We start from the raw sequence: 20614 nt of genomic DNA on the forward strand, positions 1-20614 counted from the left end.
CTATTCCCTGTTCCCTGTTCCCTGTTCCCTAATTATGCAATTAAAGAAAAATTCTATTTTTTGGATCGTTGCCATTGTGAGTTTAATTTTAGATCACCTGACTAAATTGTGGGTGGTACAAAATTTTGAATTGGGAGAAACTTTACCCCTTTGGCTAGATGTCTTTCACTTGACCTATGTTACAAATACAGGAGCAGCATTTAGTTTATTTAGTAATGGGGGTGTCGCTTGGTTACGTTGGTTATCCTTGTTGGTGAGTCTCGGATTAATGGCAATGGCTTGGTTCGGCCCCCGTTTCACTCGTTGGGAACAACTCGGATATGGTTTAATATTAGGGGGTGCATTAGGCAATGGAATTGATCGGTTTATTTCGGGTCACGTCGTTGATTTCCTCGATTTTCGACTGATTCATTTTCCCGTGTTCAATTTGGCAGATATCTCGATTAATATAGGAATCTGGTGTTTAATTATTGCAACTTTTAGAATTAAAACCTGAGTCCTAAAACGAGAATGTATAGCAGTCGCGCCCGGGGTGTTAGGACATAGACTGATGCTAAAACCTAAACTGTACACCCCTCTTTTCCTGTCTGTTCCCTGTTCCCTGTTCCCTGTTCCCTGCTATACAATAAATACAGCCCAATGCAACTCTGAGTGCTGAAAATGTCCACAACCAAGCCCCCTCAGAAACCTAAAACTCTCCTGAACACAATCACACAGGTTGTCCAGACACTTCACGCCAAAGTTAATTTTTCTCGACTGATCCTCAAACCCAACGCGAAAGTCCCAGAATTGCTGGTACATCAGGCAGATATTGATAAACCGGAAGTTTATCCCCTGTTGGGCGATCGCTATGTGGTCGGACGTTCCTCCCGAACCTGCGATATTGTGGTACGGAACCCCCTGGTCAGCCAAATTCATGTCAGTGTCATCCGAGATGCCAAAGGGACAAAGTTGCTGCCCAGTCGTCCAGGGTTTATGATTCAGGATGAAGACTCTACCAATGGCTTGTATTTGGGACGGCGACGGGTTAAGATGCTGCCGTTACGACATGGGGATAGTTTAACCCTGGGGCCACCCGAACTGGCTTCTGTTGCCCGGATTGAATATAATGATCCCCCTCCTTGGTATATTCAAACGATCCGTTATGGATTTTATGGATTTTGTGGTGTCAGTGCTGCGGTGGGGATGGTGGTACTGTTTGAGTGGCAGAAATTTCAAGTTGATCCCTTACCAGAAACGGTCACGGGGCCTGTTATTGTTCATGCGGCCGATGGTCGTCCTCTGCGAGAAGCCAATACCATCGCCCATTTGGAAACGGATCGGTTAGCAGATTTTGGCTCCTATTTACCGAAAGCCGTTGTCGCTTCGGAGGATAGTCGGTTTTATTGGCATTTGGGCGTTGATCCAGTCGGAACATTACGCGCCTTATTAACCAATGTGCGGGGTGGGGAAATTCGAGAGGGAGGAAGTACCCTTTCTCAACAGTTAGCCCGGAGTTTATACCGCGATTATGTAGGTACAGAAGATTCAGCCGGACGCAAATTTCGAGAAGCAGTTGTTGCCCTGAAATTAGAAGCGGTTTATGGGAAAAATAAGCTTCTCAAAACCTATCTAAATCGGGTATATTTAGGGATTAATTTATATGGTTTTGAGGATGCGGCTAAGTTTTATTTTAACAAATCAGCCAAGGATTTAACGCTTTCAGAAGCTGCAACTTTAGTGGGAATTTTACCCGCCCCCAATAGTTTTAATCCGATTCAAAATTATCAGTTAGCAGTACAATACCGCGATCGCGTTATTAGCCGAATGTTAGAAAAGGGCATGGTTACTGAAGAAGAAGCCGATCGTGCCCGTCGTTCTCGGATTGAAATTAATCCCAAAGCCCAGGAGTTTTTAGAAAGTACCATTGCTCCCTATTTTTATGATTATATTTTTGTTGAATTGGAAGAATTATTAGGGGTACAATTAGCGCGTGAAGGCAATTTTATTGTAGAAACAGCGTTAGATCCCCCCATTCAAACTATTGCAGAAGCTTCTCTGAAACGTTCAATTCAGACCACAGGCGCAGCGAATAATTTTTCTCAAGGAGGTCTGGTAACGTTAGATTCTAATACTGGGGAAATTTTAGCAATGGCTGGAGGTTTGGATTATAAAGAAAGTCAATTTAATCGCGTTACCCAAGCTCAACGTCAACCCGGATCAACGTTTAAATTATTGACCTATTTAGCTGCTTTAGCCCAAGGAATTCCACCCGGTCAAACCTATTCCTGTGAACCCTTAACTTGGAAAGGACAAAGTTATCAAGGGTGCGAAAGGAGTGGCGGTAATGTTGATATGTATCGGGGGTTAGCGTTATCAGAAAATGTGATCGCTCTGAGAATTGGTCAAGAAGTTGGATTAGATCGGGTGATTGATATGGCAAAACGCTTAGGAATTCAATCAAAACTTGATCCGGTTCCCGGTTTAGTTCTGGGTCAAAGTGAAGTCAAGCTATTAGAATTAACGGGAGCTTATAGCACCGTTGCTAATGAGGGTTTATATCATTCTCCCCATGCGATTAAACGAATTTTAGATAGTAGTGATTGTACGGATATTAATGATATTAATACCTGTCGGGTGATTTATGCTTATGATCGAGAAAATCCAACATTTCCTTCTGTTTTATCCCCCTCTGTGGCGGAAACGATGACAACATTATTACAAGGAGTTATTCGTCGGGGAACGGGTCAAAGCGCCTATATCGGGTTAGGAGAAGCGGGTAAAACTGGAACAACAAACGATAATGTTGATTTGTGGTTTATTGGTTATCTTCCTGATTCTAAATTAACCACGGGAGTTTGGTTAGGTAATGATGATAATTCTCCTACTAATGGAAGCAGTGGAAATGCGGCTCAATTATGGCGGGATTATATGGGTCAAATTGCTAGATAATTGTTGAGGGAACAGGGAACAGGGAACAGGGAACAGGGAATAGGGAATAGGGAATAGGGAATAGGGAATAGAGGAGAATTATACATAAAATCATGATTCTCCTAATTCAAAAATCTGTGCAGCAGTTAAATTTAATTCGGGGAATATAGCAGATTGTATCCGGTCATGTTCTCGAAATAAATTCACCATATATTCATCATCGATCATTTGATAAACCGAAATTGTAGGTTGTTTAGGATTTCCAATATATCGCCGACCTCCTAACCCTAAATAATCAATAATCCAATATTCTTGAATTCCTAATTTTTCATATTCTGATAATTTCATCAAATAATCATCTTGCCAATTGGTACTGACCACTTCTATAACTAAAGGTAAACTTTCACCTTGAGTAATGGTTGAGCGCTTTTTCCACATTGGTTCATTTTCTAGCGCATTTTTATTGATCAAGGTCACATCTGGAATATAACCTGAATTATCAGAATCAATGGGTTTAATAATACATTGTCTAGGAATAAAGTAAGGTAATTGTAAACGCCGAATTTCTAAGGTTAACTCCGCAGCAATTTCTCCTGCGACTTGTTCATGAGTTCCTGTAAGCTGCATTTCTTTAACAACTCCTTGATGTAATTCATATCGTCCATAACCATCAGGAACCCAGTCCAGAAATTCCTCTAAGGTCATTAATTTAGCTTCTGATTCTGATTCTAATACAGTTTCCATCATAGCTTTTAATAGTTTTAATCCAAAATTATACACATATAACGATAGTATAACAATTAAAATAGGCGATTGTTGTCACGGTGATCTTTAAGAATGCTTCTGAACTTGTCACCACAAAGACACAAAGACACAAAGAAAAGTAAAGAAAAACGATGATTAAAGGGATATGATTTTGTTTAATCATATCCTTCTCCAGAAGTTATCACCGCAGGTGACAACGGATAACGGATAGCAGTGTCTGAGTATAGGAGGGACAAAACCGAAACCCTCACAAGTCCCTCACCCGAATAAAAACTGCTATCAACCTTAAATACCTCCTTGATCTCTTCCTTCGTGTCTTCGTGTCTTTGGGGTTGCTTCTACAGAAAAACAATAGCGAAGGTATGATCCCAAAAACCCGGTTTTTTAAGGTTATATTAGATTAAAATAAACTTAGGCTGGTTTGAGTTATATCATAATGAGTTATTGCCTAAATCCCCATTGTCCTCAACCTCAGAACACCCCAGAGGCTAAATTCTGTTTAACCTGTGGGGCAAAATTGTTATTACGAGAACGGTATCGCGCCGTTAAAGTGATTGGTCATGGGGGGTTTGGCAAAACGTTTTTAGCAATCGATCAAGATAAACCCTCCCGTCCTTCCTGTGTGATTAAACAATTTCACCCGCAAATGCAGGGAAATACTCAAAAAGCCATAGAATTATTTCATCGAGAAGCAGAACGTTTAGATGAGTTGGGAAAACATCAGCAAATACCTGAATTATTAGCCCATTTTGAACAAGATAGTCATCAATATTTAGTTCAAGAATTTATTAATGGGCCGAATTTAGAAGAAGAACTTTTGCGTCAAGGGGTTTTTAATGAAGCCCAAATTCGTCAAGTTTTAGATGATTTATTACCTGTTTTACAATTTATTCATCATCATCGAGTCATTCACCGAGATATTAAACCCGCTAATATTATTCTCAGAGATGGTTCTTTATCGGCACAATTGCCTTTAGTTCGTCCTGAAATTTTACAACAAATTCGAGGACAATCTTCACCTCAAAATCTGGCTGCGGGTGTTCAACGTCAAGGTCAGTTAGTATTAGTTGATTTTGGAGCAGCAAAAGTGGTAACAGATAGTCAAGTTCCGCTCATGGGAACAGTAATTGGTAGTCCTGAATATGTTGCTCCTGAACAAACGAGAGGACAGGCAATTTATAGCAGTGATATTTATAGTTTAGGGGTAACTTGTATTTATTTAATGACGCAAATTTCCCCCTTTGATTTATATGATATTCATGAGGATCGCTGGATTTGGCGAGATTATTTAAAACATCATTCTGTAAGTTCAGAATTAGGAAAAATCCTAGATAAAATGTTAGCAGTATTACCCAGTCAACGTTATGATTCTGCTTTAAAAGTATTAAAAGATTTACATCCAGGTGGCATACCTGTAGCGATCGCCCGACAGTTACAAACTATATCTCCTCTATCCCCCCCACCTCAAACCGTTAGAACTCCGATTCCATCCCCNGGGGTCGGAGTTGGAGTCGGACGTGGTGTTGGACGTGGAGTCGGACTCGGTGTTGGACGTGATGTTTGTTCGGGGTTAGGATTATTTTTGGAATTATCCAAACCGACCGTTTTAATCACTTTAACTATGACAGAGGGTTGACCCGGATTTCTATTGCTAAAATCTGATGTAATATAAACATCTGGCTTTTGAGTCACCCGAACAATTTTAATTTCAGCTAAATCGCTAATATTCTCTGGGATAGCTGTAGCATAAATTTCATAACTTCCATTAGAGGATGCTGAAGGAACAAAATCACCATTCTGATTAATTGTTCCCCCTGTTGCATCCCATTCAATATAATTAGGTTCGATAAAATCTCCCTGCTGATCAAATCCAGTAACTTCAAATTGAAAATGTTGATCAGATTTAATTTCCACTTGTTCTGGCTGAATTCTTAACTTTCTTAAAACAGGAATAACCTGGATATTAACAGAATCACTAATTTGAGCAAAATTAATACAAGAGTCACCCACCCAATTTAATAAACGAATAGTTATTTTAATCGCTTGTTTAATCAACCAAGCTTGCAAATCAATTTCAAAATTAGATAGTTCTGAAGAGGAATTTTGCTCAGAAGCGGGGGAGATATTATTAGTTGTTTCAGATTCCTCTTGAATCTCTGTTTCCGCAGAATTAGGAAATAATACACTCCGAATTTTATCACTCACAGAAGATAACCGTTCTGTCCAGTAAATACTCCGAGATATTAATTTTGTATAAATGCCCAAGGCTAATATTTTTGAGCGAATATCATAGGGAGATAATGGAGAAACTTTAGCCGTTACTTTATATAACCCTTTATCATTATCCTTAGCGGTAAATTTTCCCTTCTGATCAATTATTCCTCCTGTTGCTTCCCAGACAATATTTCCTGTTTCAAATTTATTTCCATATTGATCAAACCCAACGACATTAAAAGTTATATTTTCATTGGGTTCAAGAAAAATATTCTGAGGGGGATAAATTTTAATCCGTCTTAAAACAGGTAATATATTAACAGTTGCACTAACTTGAAGTAAGCCAACTTTAGCCGTCACAGTAACTTGCTTTTTGTCATAACCGCCCTTAAAAACTCCCTCTCGGTCTATTCGACCTCCGGCGGTACATTTCCATTCAATATTATTCACCCAAATCCAATTTCCAATCTGATCTAAACCCATGACTTGAAACGTTATCGGTTCATTAGGTTCAGCAGAAATAGTCTGCGGTGAAATGATCAGATTAGTTAAAATAGAAGGAACAATAATTTTAGCCGTTGTGCTAATTGTTTGACCCGGAATTGAAGCGGTGATAGTGAATTGTCCTTGACTATTATCCCCAACGGTATAATTTCCCTTGTCGTAAATTGTGCCCCCGGTTGCAGTCCAATTGACATTTTTAATTGCAATAGAATTTCCTCTTTGATCTAAACCCTCAACTGTAAATTGATAGGTTTGACCAGGACACATTTCTATCAATGATGGAGAAATGCTCAAAGAGGTTAATCTTGGAAATTCAATAACTTCAACTTGGACAGATTGACTAATTGTTTCAACTGTTGCGGTAATAGTAACTGTTTCTTCAAAGTGACTCGCAACAAATCTTCCATGATTAGGAAGTTCTATATTATCAGCCGTCCAAGTGACTTTTCCAATGGAAAAAGGTTGATTATATTGATCAAAACCTTTAGCACTAAATTGTTGAGAGTCACCACAATATAAAGTTGTTGTTGAAGGATTAATTATTAACGATGTTAGTTTGGGTTTTTCAAGAATTGTAATTAAAACTTGACAACTAACTGAGTTGACCTGTGCTTGAATTTTAAAGTTAGAACCTGATATATTTCCGGCTTGGAATAGTCCATTTTTAATTGTTCCTCCTGTAGCTGTCCAATTAATTTGATCAATTTTAATCGGCTGATTATATTGATCAAAACCTTTAACATTAAATTGTTGAGATTTACCACAATATAGACTTGTTTCTGAAGGGTTAATTTTTAACGATGTTAGTTTAGGCTTTTCAAGAATTGTTATTAAAACTTGACAACTAACTGAGTTAACCTGTGCTTGAATTTTAAAGTTAGAACCTGATATATTTCCGGCTGTAAATCGTCCGTTTTTAATCGTTCCTCCTTGAGCAGTCCAAGTGACTTGTCCGAGGGAAAAAGGTTGATTATATTGATCAAAACCTTTAACATTAAATTGTTGAGATTCCCCACAATATAGCTCTCTATAATCAGGGTTAATTTGTAATGATTTTAGCTTAGGATACTCACCTTCTAGGAGATATAAAGGTTCTCCTTTTTGCAAATCCCAAAGTTTGATCCAATCCCGACTCCCACTAACAAATAATTTACTATTAGAACTAACAGCAATAGAACTAATAAATCTAGCATGACCATTGATACGAGATTGATTAGAGTATTGATTAGGGCTTTGAATATAAATACTGCCATTATTTGTTCCTATGACTTGAATATTACCGTTAGGAGTAATATCAAAATTAGTAATTGTTTGAAATTTTCCTGTAATAGTCTTAACACATTTTAAACTATTGACAAGTAATTGAAATAGGGATTCATTATTACTCTTTCCAAAAAAGAAAGCAAAAGCATCGGTTAAAAAAGGAATATTAAAATTTTCAGTTTTGGCTGGAGTCTTGGGATCTTTTTGCCAAATTTTAAGAGTTCCATCTCGACTCCCTGTAACTAAAGATTGATCATCAGAACTAATGGCGACATTTTGAATCCAATCTGAATGTTCTTCAATAGTTCTTAATAATTGTTTGTTTGTCAAATCCCATACTTTTATTGTTTTATCGGTGCTTCCACTGATTAAAACTTGACTATCAGAACTTATTGCTAAACAAGAAATCCATCCGGTATGACCGTTAAAGGTATGGACAAGTTGTTTCTTTTCTAAACTCCAGACTTTAATGGTTTTATCTGCACTTCCACTAATTAAGGTTTGATGATCTGGGGTTATTTTAACAGCATTAACCCAACTGGTATGACCTGTAAAAGTATGCAAATTAATTTTAGTTTTTAAATTCCATAACTTAACAGTTTTGTCAATACTACTACTAACTAAATATTGACCATTGGAACTAATCGCAACGGATAAAACCCAATGGGAATGAGCGTTAATTGTATTAACTAATTTTCCTGTCTCTAAATTCCAAATTCTGATGGTTTTCCAACCGCCACCGACGATAATTTTATGCTCTGAACTAATTGCTACACAGGAAATTGTATCTTGAAGTATAATATTAGGCGATCGCAAATTAACATTTTCAGTTAAATAAGGATGATCACCATACAACACCCAATAAGCAGATTGTTTAACCTGTTCTGAAGGGTCGGTTAATGCTTGTTGCGCCAGTAAATCTAAACCTTGATCAACTTTCAGACAGTCTGAAAGGGCTTTAAGTCGTTGTTGGATGTCTGGACTGGTGAGTTTACCCCGAAGATTCTGGATAGCTGGCTGTTTAGAGGGTTCCGTCATGGTCTTAACTGCTACTGGTTATCTATTCATTTTAAACCGATAAACAGATTAAACAACAAAGGTTTGATTAAGAAAAATATCACACTTTATAAAAAGCTTTACCTCTGCTATAGTGAGAATAGTTAAATCATTAACCAGGGAAGCCAGATTAACATGGAAATTAACCCTAATCCCCTCGAATTTTTGACGGCTAAGGTACAAGAAACGGTTAACGATACCCAAAACTTAGCTAACCAAATTGCTGCTAAAGTTCAAGAAAGTACCAATGTGGTAACGACATGGGTAGAATCAGCGCCCAGTTCAATTGTTGGTGCTGGGGTAATTGTTACTCAAGAAGCGTTTAAAATCGCTCATAATATCCGGTTTGAAAACCTACCCACACAGTTACAATTCAAATTTGCTAGGGCGGGTGTGCGTGACGGGATGCGAAGTGTTCAAGAAGCCGCAAAAGTATTTGAATCCATACCCGCCCAAATTCGCGCCCAAGGGCCAGAAGCTATTCGTAATTTCTATCAAGATAAAGATTGGAGTCACATCCAAGCACACGTTAATGGAGGCGGAAGCGAAGCAAATAACGGGATTTTTGAATATTTTAAGGTGAATCGTGCTCGTGGTGGTGTCGATATGACGGCTGAAGAATTAGCAGTCGCAAAGAAAGTTTTAGCAGATGCCGCCTTTAAAACAGCAGTTACCGAAATCGTTGGGGTAACAATTAAAGGGGCAATTGTTGCAGCAGTTATTGAGTTAGTCTTTTCGATTTTGGAGAATTCTTTGTTATATGTTGAAGGCAAAATTACCCAGTCAGAGTTAGTTCAAAATGTCGCCACCGCCACGGCAAAAGCGGGTATTGCTGGCGGTGTAATTACTGCGATTCTGTTAACAATTTGTATGATTTTTCCCCCCATTGCCACGCTTTTAGGTGCCGCAGCGATACCCTTGGCGATGGCAGGAATTGGTTTTATGGGAATTCGCGCTTGGGAAATCTTTTGTCACGCTGATCAACTATTTGGTATTACTGAACAAACACAAAAATTTCTGGGGATAACTGAAGCGACAATTTAAGTAACTAGAAACGAGTGATTTCTTATTCCTTACTGTCTAAAATTTCAACAGTTCCTAGATAGCCATCAACTCGTACCCGTTGACCGTCTTTTAAATAGGTAGTCGCGCCTGGAATATTCATCACCGCAGGTATGCCATATTCTCGCGCGATAATTGCACCATGAGAAAGTTGTCCGCCGACTTCAGAAATAATCGCTTTTGCTGTTAATAAAATCGGCGACCATCCAGCATCGGTGTAGGGAACAACGAGAATTTTATCTTCTGTTGTATCAATTATATTCGTTAGACTCCGACAGATTTTAACGGTTCCTTCTACCGATCCAATACTAGCAGGAATTCCTTGCAAAATAGCCGAATTTTGAAGCGTTGTTGATCGAGGTTTAGGTAATATGTTACCATAAATAACAGAGGGAACCGTGCGATCGCTATCTTCTTGAAAAATTTGCCGACGTTGACGAACTTTAGGAATAAAATCAGGCTCAATTTTCTGTTCTATCCAAGCTTTAATTTCATCCCATTCTAAATAAAAAATATCTCCCGAATGTTCTAATATTCCCTGGGTTATAGCTTGAGATTCTATCGCTAATATTGTCCATCGTAAATGAGCTAATAGTTTACCGTAAATTTCCGCAATTTTGCTTTTTGTTAAGGTGCGTTGATAACATTGAGCTTGTCGCCATTTTTCCCAAAGGGTTAAATTAGAAACGGTTAAATTTTCCATGCGGTAGTTAGGATTTTTGAGGATTTTAAATAGCATTTCTTTGAATATCTCTGGTTGTTCTAACCAATTCGGGACAGAAATATCCGTTCCCACTTCACTTAAATAGCCATAGGTTTGTAACCAAGTATTAAATTGTTGACTAAAATGTTGATTTTTGGCTAAAATTTGATTAAAGGATTGATGGGTTATTTCTTCGGCTTCTTCAAAGGTTTCTCTAATTTGATCTGCTAAACTTTGTAAGGTTTGCATTGAAGCCACTTCTGGGGTAGTATGGGTGGGTATCCAAGCATCAGAAACTTTAAATAATGTTCGTCGAATGGCTAACCCAATGGGGGCAATAATATTATAATAAGTGGCTGATTTTAATAGAGTTTGAATAGTTTCAGCTTGTTCTAAGAGTTGATTTAATGTAAAAAATTCCAGGGATGAATGAGTTTCTAGCTGTTGTAATGTTGGTAAAAATAGCTGTTCTAAATCTCGTTTAAAATCTTGATCTAAATGTCGTTCGCGTTGAATTAATCGCCATAAACCAGGTAAAGAAGGGAAAAGTTTACCCAGGGGGGGTTTTCCCATTTTTTGCCCTCGGACTAAAAACTCTAACCCCTGTTTTGGTAATCCCATTAAAGTAAAGATTTCTCCTAATAAGGTGGCGTTAAAATAGGCGTGAGAACCGAATAATTTAGCGGTTTGATTAAAGTCTAATTTTGCTACTTTTTTCCCTAAAACTAAGGTGAATATTTCTCCCCAAACACCACAGGTTAAGGGGCGATTAATTGACCAAGTTAAAGGCGGAATTACCCCAGGAATGACTTCTGCTGCAATAGTCCGCGTCCAAATGGGGCGTAAATTAGTAATGGGACGACTTTGCAAAATCCACACTTTTACCCCATCCCAACACCATTCAATATCTTGGGGGATACCTTGATAAAAGGTTTCGATATCTTGGGCGATTTTAACTAATTCTAAAATAACGGTTTTTGGCAAAAAACTAGGAAGTTCTAAATTCTCAATAAAGGTGTTTATTTCTATTTCTAAATGAACGGGAGTAAATTGACCTCCAACAACGGATTCTGCTCCTCCGGGTAATGCTTCAATAATAATTTGTGAACCTCCATCTAAGGGATTTCTAGTAAACATGACTCCCGCAACTTGACTAGCTAAATAGGGTTGAATTAATACAGCAATTCCCCTATCAGGAAGTTGTTGATTTTGACGATAGGAAATAGCTTCAGGAGTCCAATAGGATTGACGACATTGAATAATTGCGGGTTGTAATTCTGAAGCAGAATAAATAGGGCCAATAGTTTGATATTGTCCCGCCGCCGAAGAATGATTACTATCTTCTCCAAGGGCTGAAGAACGGACAATTAAGGGATAATTTATTAAGTTAATTTGTTGTTTAAAAGGAATAGTAGTATCTTCTAAACGGTGAATTGCAGGTAAAACCCATCCTAAAGGAACTTTAAACCCTGCGCGTTTTAACTCACTTAATCGGGTTGCTTTTTCACCACATTGTTGAATATCAAGGTTATCTTTTAAGTTGAAAATTTGTTGTTTCATATACAATCCTACATCATCTTTTTGAGCTAAATTAATTATAACTAATTCCAAAGATAACCCCATAACTGCCACCAGTTCCCAAGGGGATAAGAAGGGAGGAGATTGAAAAATTTGATGCCAAAACCACACCCAAAATGTCGCACTTAAACAACCCAAACGAGATGCCCAAAGTCGAGAGGAAGATTTAGAAATCGGCAATAATAAATAGCTGAATCGCCAGATTAATAATCCTGTAATTCCGCTACTGAGGGCAATAATTGGAGAATACACTAATATGCCCCAAGTCGCATTCGTAACGCCTCCTCCTTTAGCAATAAAATATCGCCCTGCGACTAATAAAATTAAACTAAATATTTGCCAAATTGGAGCATTAGGGAATAAAATCTTAGCAGCAATTACCGGAATTATCCCCCGTGCTATTTCTAGGACAACAGCAATAATTCCCGCTAGTTTTCCTGCTTGGGAAAAGGCGGCGGAAACGCTAATATTTCCTGTTCCTAATTGGGATAAATTTTTCCCCAATAGAAGTTGGACAACCCAACCTGTTAGGGGTAATGCTCCTAAACTAAAGCTACCGATTAATAGTAATATAATCGCCCAAAAAGACATGAGAAATATTCTCCTCTAATGCTCAAGATTTAAAGAATTAGATCGGGTGTCACCTTGTTTTTAAATTAAACCCCATGTTCCTGATCACCAACTAACCCAGAAAACATCCAGAGATTTGTTACAGATGGGGATTTTAGGATTACTCCGTTTTATTGTAATCAATGGCGGGTTAAAAAGTGCGATCGCTACCCCATCCGGTGAATGATAATATTTTAATTACTGCTGGGGTTTACGTTATTTTTAATGCTAACCTCGATTCTTCCCCAAGTTCTGATAATATTTGATTAGGAGTGATCCGCACAACCTTTAGCTTTTCATTAACCAAAAATGAGATAATCGTTAACGTATCATTCAATTCAGGAAAAATTGGCATTATGGCGAGTAATACCCTCTGGATTCCAATTGCAGTGCTTGTTGTTGGATTTATTGCGGCGGTTGGTATTGGATCAATTGCTTGGTATAATTCCAAGCGTCCTCCCGGTTGGGAAGATAAAGAAAGACCGGATTATATTCCTAAAGTGAATCAAGAGGATGAGAAGAACTAAAGGCGAAAGGGGTCTGTAGATCTTCTGGGGTTTCAATTCCCTTGATTCCTAGAGGTTATTTTCGAGCTAGATACCAGATGAATTTGGATTGATCTTGTCAAGTTTCAGACAATACTTTCAAGATGAAAGTCGGGAAGAACAGTTGCTTTTCCCGACTTTAAACCAAAAGCTATGGTCTTTAACAACTCTCCTCCAGCGATAGAATTTTTAACGGTTAATAAACAACGGTTTAGCTTTTTTTCCCTTTCGGAAATTGGTTAATTTGGGCTGACCCATAAAAGATCACGGAATTGTTTTGAATTCGCAGTCGATCAACCCGCAATTGAGTTCCATCTAAGGCAAATTTGTCCAGATCTAATAAATCATTAACATGGTTTACTAGGGCTTGACTCAGGTTAATTTCCTCCTGATTTCCGCTATATTGAACATCGACAAATCGGATTTTTTGACGGTCTTGCACCTCCACCTGAGTTGTAAAATCAACTTGGATGGGTTCCTCTGAATTTCCAACTAGAATTCCTGATTGAATTCTCAAGGCTTTTTCAGGAGTAACGGTCATCAGGGTTTTTGTGAACGTTAAGGGCTCTCCCTGATATTGAAGGCGCTGAAGTTTTTCGACCACAAACGGTGTGTTAAAAGAGTCCGTTAAGTCTTCCTCTGTTAACACAACCCGCAAACTCGCTTGAGTGGGTTGTCGTAACTTCACTTGACCTGTAAAAATGGCGCTGAAATCAATAGACACCGCTTGCAGATAGAGTTCCATGACTGCAATGCGGAGGCCATTGTACATCAGCATCCCGTTTCCGATGAAATCAAAACCATCGACGCTTCCCTGCAATAGCTTGGCTACAGGTTCCGCCCGAACGTTGGCTTCAATTTTTTCAGAACGCTTGAATAAAGCCGCGATCGCAGCCCCAACAACCTTGCTGACGAGGCGATCGCCACTTTGAGTCTGAAAAGAAGTGCTTCCAAACAAAGCCTGTACCATTCCTATGCTCGCTAGCCGACCTACTCATTATAACTTTTTATAAAGTTTTGTAAAAATTAGTAATGCTTATCGCACAAATAATCGCTACCAGGGTCAAGTCCTTCATTGACGCCAAGTAGGTGTGCCAAATTCGCTAATCAAGCTATTGTCAATATATTCAAGTAGTCTGGCTCGATGGTATAGAGGATGCTATAGGGAAATTTGCGCGTCAAACATCGCCGAACATTTTTGTCAAATATAGCCCAGCGAGGATGAAAGACATACTTCATGGGTCAAGCAACATCCTCACTTGAGCTAAGGCTTCATCCCCTGGAATTGCTTGCACAGCACCGCTTTGGATTTCGTTCCGTCGTTTATGGGCCTCAGATATCCAAGCTGCTTGAATCTTTGGATCGGTATCAAATTCTAAACTTTCTGCGAGTTTTTCTGCCAAAAGCGCTCTTGAGGCGCTAGGGAGAGATAAAAGTTCTTCTGTCAGTTGTTCAATTGACCGCATAGCACCTCGCCAACTGCTTAATTATAATCATAATCTAACAGATTTTAGACCCACTTAAACTAGAAACCGTCAACCCTTTGTTAACGCTGTTCCTTGAATACAAGCACCATCTAAAACCACACCTAAAAATAATGTTTGTTCAACAATAGCGCAGAGTAAATTAGCCCGTTCTAAATTAGTTCCTCGCAGGACAGCACCGGATAAATTAGCTTCTTCTAAATCGGCTTGAGATAAATCAGCCCCCGATAAATTAGTATTTCTTAAATCCGCTTGATATAAAATGCCGTGGGATAAATTCACCCCGCGTAAATCAGCCCCCCTTAAATCAATTCCACTCAAATCTAAATTTCCACAGGTGGCGCCTGTTAAAAATGCCCCTGTAAAACTTGCTTCTGTCACCTCAGCATCGAATAGAATTGCTCCTCGTAAATCAGCATTTCTGAAGTCGGCGCCTTGTAAATTAGCCCCCGATAAATCGGCTCCTCTTAAATTAGCTCGGAGTTGTGCTCCTTGTAAATTAGCACCCGATAAATTAGCGCCCGATAAATTAGCGCCCGATAAATTCACCTGAGCCAAATTAGCGCCGGATAAATCCACGCCGGATAAATTAACATTACTCAGGTCTTTAATCGTTCCTCGCCTAATGGCATTTAAGTCCAGAGATGGGGATTGAGTCATAGTGTTCATGAGGGATGATTTCAAGATTAAACTTTGGATTCTTTTGACAGTTTGGATTTAGAACTTAACTCTTCTTCTAGCCAGACATTGGGTAATTGACTCGGTTGTTGGGGTAACTGCATTAACCCCATTTCTGCTAATTTTACAACGGTTTTTAAGGCTTCAACTAAGGTCGGATCAAACCGTATTCCACTTAACTCCTGACATTTTTCTAAGGCCTCTGTTGAACTTAAAGCCGGACGTTTTCCTCTGGGTTGAGTTAAGTCTTGAAAATAGACAACTAGCCCTAAAATTCGGGCTTTCATATTAATTTCTTCCCCTTTTTCTCCATCGGGTTTACCACTGCCATCCCAATATTCTAACTGATGAGCGACTACATCCCGAATGATTCCTAATTCTGGCATAGATTCTAATAATCTTGATCCAATTAAAGCCCGTTCTGACCAAAACTTTTGAGTCGCATCATCCATTTCTTCTGGAGGTTGGGTAAACACTTCATCGGGTGCAGATGTTAACCCAATTCGATGTAATAATCCCGCTAATTGTAACCGTCTTAACGTTACCGTAGGCAAATCTAAAATTTGTCCAATAGTTTCAGATAAAGCCGCCACTTGTAAGGAGGCACAGGGGTTATCGTGATCCCGTTCATCGACCCGTTGCGCCATTCTTAAAAACGCTTGTAATTTATTCGCACTAATATTACGGCTGACTCGTTTAGCTTGCCCTTCTAATTTCCACAATTCACGGGTTTGACGATTGACTGTAATTAATTCTTGTTGAGAAGATTGTAAATAACTCACAATCCGAGAAACAACCCCAGTTAAATCAGGAACTTGATGATACGGTGTCGCTATAATTTCTTGATATTGTTGCGATAAACGATCTGCTAATTCAGAATTATAGGGTCGAAAACGCTCAATCAAAATCCTAGCAGATTCCCGAACTAACTTTTGATCAAATGTCCATAATCCATAAAATTTGCGTTCTGTATCAATTGTTGGTTTGCTATTGGCAGGATATTCATCCAGCATCAATTCATGACACAATACCATTGTCGTATAACTCGGAGCCAGGATAATTAAATTCCACTCCATTACCAAACTATCAGAACGGTCTAAATTAATTAAAGAAACATTCTCTAATTGTCCGGTGCGATGGGTTGTAAATCCACTATCCGCAACGGCACTAATCACAACATGGCGACAAGATTGAACGATATCAAAATAGCGCTCGGCTTCTTGAAGATACCATTTTCCCTCCTGAAATGTTACTAACACTAGAGGTTGTTGATCTGGTGTCGCCTCACTATTTTGCAAAATGTGATCTTCAAGTGCATGACACAACGCCACTAGCGTATTCTTGAAGTAGACACCATAACTAGAAGGCAGTTGACCATCAGAAAGGGAGGCTTTAAGCTGATTGAGCGTGGATTCTGGATTCATTGGCAAGCGCGAGTCCCGACTATTCCTTAAATCTTAACTGCTATGGACAGAATTATAGGAGTAAACAGCTAAAAATTTTCATTTTATGGTCGAGATCGCCCAGAATTTAGCTTCTTCCGCATGCGTGCCCCACGACTGACCCGATGAGGTCGTGGGATGAATTGCGGTCAGGGACTAGAATGTTCAATAATTGGTGATCATTAAAAAAAGGAGGTGATTCAAAGTGCTGAAGGCAACAAAAGTCAGGCTCTATCCAACACCCGAACAGGAATTAGCATTAGCTAAATCATTTGGTTGTGCAAGGTGGTATTGGAATTATGCCTTAAATACCTGTATTCAGCACTATCAAGAAACTGGCAAAAGTTTAAAATTAACATCTTATAAAGGAATGCTCCCTCAACTCAAGAAAGAATATCCTTGGCTCAAAGAAGATTGCTACTCATCGGTTCTTCAATGTGTAGCTATAAACTTAGATAGAGCCTACAAAAATTTTTTTGAGGGACGAGCTAAATTTCCCAATTTTAAATCTAAACATCACAAGCAATCAATTCAGTATCCCCAAAGTGTTACTGTTAACGGTGAACACCTAAAAATTCCTAAAATTGGTGAAATCAAAGCGGTATTTCACCGAGAAGTTACGGGGAAGATTAAAACGGTAACAATCTCAAAAACTTCGACTGATAAATATTTTGCTTCAATTTTATGTGAAGTTGAAGGAACTGATGTTAAACAGTCGGGAGATCAGATTATTGGAATTGATCTGGGGTTAAAAGATTTCGTAATTACTCATAATGGAGAAAATGCAACTAAATATGCTAACCCCAAACATTTATATCGTCACCAGAAAAATTTAGCTCGAAAACAGAAAAAACTCTCTCAAAAAACTCAAGGTAGTTTTTCGAGAGAGAAGTTTAGAAAAACTGTAGCTAAGGTTCATGAGAAAATCGCCAATTCCCGCCAAGATTTCTTGCATAAATTATCAAGAAAATTGGTAAACGAAAGTCAAGTGATTGTCGTTGAAAACCTCAACGTCAAGGGAATGGTTAAAAACCGGAAGCTATCAAAAGCTATATCTGATGTGGGATGGGGAAAATTTGTCAACTTTATTGATTACAAGTTGAAGCAAAAAAATAGTGAACTTGTAGAAATTGATCGCTTTTTTCCTAGTTCCAAAACTTGTTCGAGTTGCGGTTATGTCCTAGATGAATTATCTCTGGATATTAGAGGATGGGCTTGTCCAAATTGCCATACTCACCATGACCGCGACATAAACGCTGCACTTAACATCAGGAATGAAGGAATCAGAATATTAACTGAAGGCGGAGGGAACCCCGTCTTTGCCGATGGAGGCTGTGTAAGACCAGATAACCGCAAGGTGAAAGGGCATCGGTCTGTGAATTCGCTGATCCTGCACCGAACCGATTAGGGCGGTGTAGGTAGTTCACGATAGGATCAATCCATGAAGGATATTACAGCTTTTGAACCCCTCCGCGTTTTCTGTTTAATTTTGCCTTAATCTTACTTAACAAGAGAAAAAACAGGAAGAGGGGCCGCCGGAATATATTTGGCAAGCGATTAATTTATTAAAAGTTTCTCGAATTTACTGAGTTTATAGTAGGATAATTTGTACTTTTTCAACGGATTGATTACTTTAACCTTAATGTTTAATGGAGATTTAATCTATGACGACGCAACCCAATTTTTCATCCCCATCTACCCGTCAACCTGTAGGAATGGCCACAGATAGTACAACTTCCTTAGTAGGAGTTAATATCATCACAATTACGAATGAAGATGTCAATAGGAACGGTGAATATATTGGGACAACTGGCCCTGATTATATTGAAGTTTCTCCTTTTTTGGCTCCCTTTGAGTTTATAATTTATGGTTTAGAAGATCAAGATACCCTATCTGGAGGTGCAGGAGATGATAGTTTATTTGGGGGGAAAGGAAATGATAGTTTAATCGGTTTAAATGGGAATGATATTATCCAAGGAAATTTAGATGCAGATTATATTAATGGGGGAAATGGAGATGATTCTGTTTATGGAGGACAGGGAAATGATACCCTTCTAGGTTCAGCCGGAAATGATTCTCTCGCTGGGGATAAAGGCGTAAATCAGTTAACAGGAGGATTTGGATTTGATCACTTTGCAGTTCGTTCTATTCCTTCGGAAAATACGGGTTCACTATCGGATTTTATTCCCGATAATGCGGATGTGATTACAGATTTTACCCCTGGAGAAGATGTGGTTGTCGTCAGTGGGGTTCCTTCCTTTGCTCAATTGAGTTTAATTTCAATTACCCCGGAAGCAGTAAGAGGATTATTTCCCAGTATTGAGCGTAATCTCGGCGGGGGAACCTTAATTGAAGTTGAAGCCACAGGTCAAATTATTGGGTTTTTGGAAAATATTCAACCGCAACAATTATTAACCTCTTCCTTCCTATTTTTCCCCACTTCTTTAGGTTAGTTTATCCGGTTAAATCTGAATTATGGGTTTCTCCATCACTTAAGGGTAAAAAGATTTCAACCAGGGTTCCTTGATTTTTCCCAGGACTGACTAATTGAATTTTACCTCCCATTAGTTCCACTAAATTTCTGGAAATCACTAATCCTAATCCGGTACTTCCTAATGTTTGGAGTCTGGATTCATCTTCAACAACAAACGGTTGAAACAGTTTTTCTTGGATTTGAGGTGAAATTCCGATTCCAGTATCTTTAATGGTAATCACAGCCATGTCTTCACTTTCTTGAGTTTCAGAATTAGCAACGGAGCGAATTTCAGAGCTAATTGAAATACTCCCTCGGTCTGTAAATTTAATCGCATTCCCAATAATATTAATAAAAACTTGTTTGAGTTTTGTTGGATCTGCTTTAACTTCAATTCGGTGGGAATAATCTTGTTTATAAAGTCGTAATCCCTTTTGACGGATATTAGAAAATTGCAGATAGATAGCGGCGGTTAAACTGGCGTGTAAATCAATTGTTTTAATATCAACTAAAACTCGACCTTCTTCTATTCGAGCTAAGTCTAAAACTTGATTGATTAACGTTAATAAATGCAGAGAGGAATGGTGAGCTTGTTGTAAAAGTTCTAGTTCTTCGTCTCGATCATCACATAAATCATCTAATAACAGTTGTAGCGAACCAATAATCCCATTCATTGGCGTTCTTAACTCATGGGAAGTTTGCCTAAGAAACTCATCCTTTCGATGATTCATCTCCTGCAAAACTTTATTTTTAGCTTCAACAGCACGAGCTTTCTCCTGCGTGATTTTAAGTTTTTGTTCGAGATCGGCTTTTTCTAGCTGAAACTTTTCTTTTGTGGTTTGTAGTAATGCTTGTAAATTAGCTTTTTCCTGCCTTAATTGTTGAAGATTTTGATAAAAAATGAACCCAATTAAGGCGACTAACAAAGCCACAAACACCGCAATAATAGGCATGAGCCAAGTAAACATCGAAAAATGGTGAGCAAGATAAGCTATAAGTACCAATGCTGCCAAACATACTACAGCAATTTGTACTCCTTGCCTTAGTCTAATTAATGGTCTGAGCTTTTGCCCCATAAGATATTACACCCGTCAGCCGCTCTAAAGGTTTAATCTCAGCGACCCTTAAACTTACTTTTCTATGCTATCCTGCAAAATTGATTTAACAACCCCCCATTCCAGCAATAGGGCGTGTTGTCTATTGATTCCATTCTCTGCACAGTTGCTCAAACACTACCTCGGCTACCGTCAGCACCCCGCACTCTCTGTGACGGGGCTTCATGCCTCTAACTTTAGTTAGTTCGTACCCGCCTAAGCCTAACAGCTACG

At 38.7% G+C, this 20614-nt stretch carries 14 protein-coding genes and 1 pseudogene; 7 read left to right on the forward strand and 8 right to left on the reverse strand.

From position 1 onward, the window contains the following. Positions 1 to 34 precede the first annotated feature (34 nt). The gene (gene lspA / locus PL8927_RS24430; protein ID WP_083626549.1) at positions 35 to 496 is read left to right on the forward strand and encodes a signal peptidase II; all 462 of its coding nucleotides are present in this window, start codon (positions 35 to 37) and stop codon (positions 494 to 496) included. Between the two features lie 164 nt (positions 497 to 660). Then, positions 661 to 2931 (forward strand): transglycosylase domain-containing protein, encoded by a 2271-nt coding sequence (locus tag PL8927_RS24435; protein ID WP_083626061.1) that lies wholly within the window; start codon positions 661 to 663, stop codon positions 2929 to 2931. A 90-nt stretch (positions 2932 to 3021) separates the two neighbouring features. Here the strand turns inward: PL8927_RS24435 and PL8927_RS24440 are convergent, their stop codons facing one another. Beyond that, a complete protein-coding gene (locus PL8927_RS24440) occupies positions 3022 to 3657 on the reverse strand; it encodes a Uma2 family endonuclease (RefSeq protein ID WP_083626062.1) in 636 nt (211 codons plus the stop codon). Between the two features lie 454 nt (positions 3658 to 4111). On the opposite strand from PL8927_RS24440, the pseudogene PL8927_RS28690 reads away from it, so the two are divergent. Beyond that, positions 4112 to 5077 (forward strand): annotated as a pseudogene (locus PL8927_RS28690) (protein kinase domain-containing protein); the annotation flags it as partial. 62 nt (positions 5078 to 5139) lie between these two features. Here PL8927_RS28690 and PL8927_RS29045 read toward each other — a convergent pair. Then, complete coding sequence (locus PL8927_RS29045; protein ID WP_083626064.1) at positions 5140 to 8694, reverse strand: WD40 repeat domain-containing protein; 3555 nt, start codon at positions 8692 to 8694, stop codon at positions 5140 to 5142. 153 nt (positions 8695 to 8847) lie between these two features. Here PL8927_RS29045 and PL8927_RS24455 point away from each other — a divergent pair, with 153 nt between their 5' ends. After that, a complete protein-coding gene (locus PL8927_RS24455) occupies positions 8848 to 9756 on the forward strand; it encodes a hypothetical protein (RefSeq protein WP_083626065.1) in 909 nt (302 codons plus the stop codon). Positions 9757 to 9778: 22 nt separating this feature from the next. Here PL8927_RS24455 and PL8927_RS24460 read toward each other — a convergent pair whose 3' ends face one another. Further along, positions 9779 to 12646 carry a glycerol-3-phosphate acyltransferase gene (locus tag PL8927_RS24460; protein ID WP_083626066.1) on the reverse strand — a complete coding sequence of 956 codons (2868 nt, stop codon included), beginning with the start codon at positions 12644 to 12646 and terminating at the stop codon, positions 9779 to 9781. A 374-nt stretch (positions 12647 to 13020) separates the two neighbouring features. Between PL8927_RS24460 and psb35 the strand changes: the two genes are divergently transcribed. Next, positions 13021 to 13191 (forward strand): photosystem II assembly protein Psb35, encoded by a 171-nt coding sequence (psb35, locus tag PL8927_RS28160; protein WP_197047546.1) that lies wholly within the window; start codon positions 13021 to 13023, stop codon positions 13189 to 13191. Positions 13192 to 13420: 229 nt separating this feature from the next. Here the strand turns inward: psb35 and PL8927_RS24465 are convergent, their stop codons facing one another. The 4 genes from PL8927_RS24465 to PL8927_RS24480 all read right to left on the reverse strand — a co-directional run bounded on the left by PL8927_RS24465 (position 13421) and on the right by PL8927_RS24480 (position 16795). Then, a complete protein-coding gene (locus PL8927_RS24465; RefSeq protein ID WP_083626067.1) occupies positions 13421 to 14179 on the reverse strand; it encodes an LmeA family phospholipid-binding protein in 759 nt (252 codons plus the stop codon). A gap of 265 nt (positions 14180 to 14444) precedes the next feature. Next, a complete protein-coding gene (locus PL8927_RS24470; RefSeq protein WP_083626068.1) occupies positions 14445 to 14675 on the reverse strand; it encodes an addiction module protein in 231 nt (76 codons plus the stop codon). Positions 14676 to 14744: 69 nt separating this feature from the next. Next, positions 14745 to 15353, reverse strand: a complete 609-nt coding sequence (locus PL8927_RS24475; RefSeq protein ID WP_407947431.1) for a pentapeptide repeat-containing protein — start codon at positions 15351 to 15353, stop codon at positions 14745 to 14747. Positions 15354 to 15379: 26 nt separating this feature from the next. Beyond that, a complete protein-coding gene (locus tag PL8927_RS24480; protein ID WP_083626070.1) occupies positions 15380 to 16795 on the reverse strand; it encodes a DICT sensory domain-containing protein in 1416 nt (471 codons plus the stop codon). A 223-nt stretch (positions 16796 to 17018) separates the two neighbouring features. Here PL8927_RS24480 and PL8927_RS24485 point away from each other — a divergent pair, with 223 nt between their 5' ends. Further along, entirely contained in the window at positions 17019 to 18221 is a 1203-nt protein-coding gene (locus tag PL8927_RS24485) for an RNA-guided endonuclease InsQ/TnpB family protein (RefSeq protein WP_083626071.1), read from the forward strand. 256 nt (positions 18222 to 18477) lie between these two features. After that, positions 18478 to 19266 (forward strand): calcium-binding protein, encoded by a 789-nt coding sequence (locus PL8927_RS24490; RefSeq protein WP_083626072.1) that lies wholly within the window; start codon positions 18478 to 18480, stop codon positions 19264 to 19266. 1 nt (position 19267) lies between these two features. Here the strand turns inward: PL8927_RS24490 and PL8927_RS24495 are convergent, their stop codons facing one another. Then, complete coding sequence (locus tag PL8927_RS24495) at positions 19268 to 20254, reverse strand: sensor histidine kinase (protein WP_156093322.1); 987 nt, start codon at positions 20252 to 20254, stop codon at positions 19268 to 19270. Positions 20255 to 20614 lie beyond the last annotated feature (360 nt).

It is taken from the genome of Planktothrix serta PCC 8927, assembly GCF_900010725.2.
GTDB classification, from domain to species: domain Bacteria; phylum Cyanobacteriota; class Cyanobacteriia; order Cyanobacteriales; family Microcoleaceae; genus Planktothrix; species Planktothrix serta.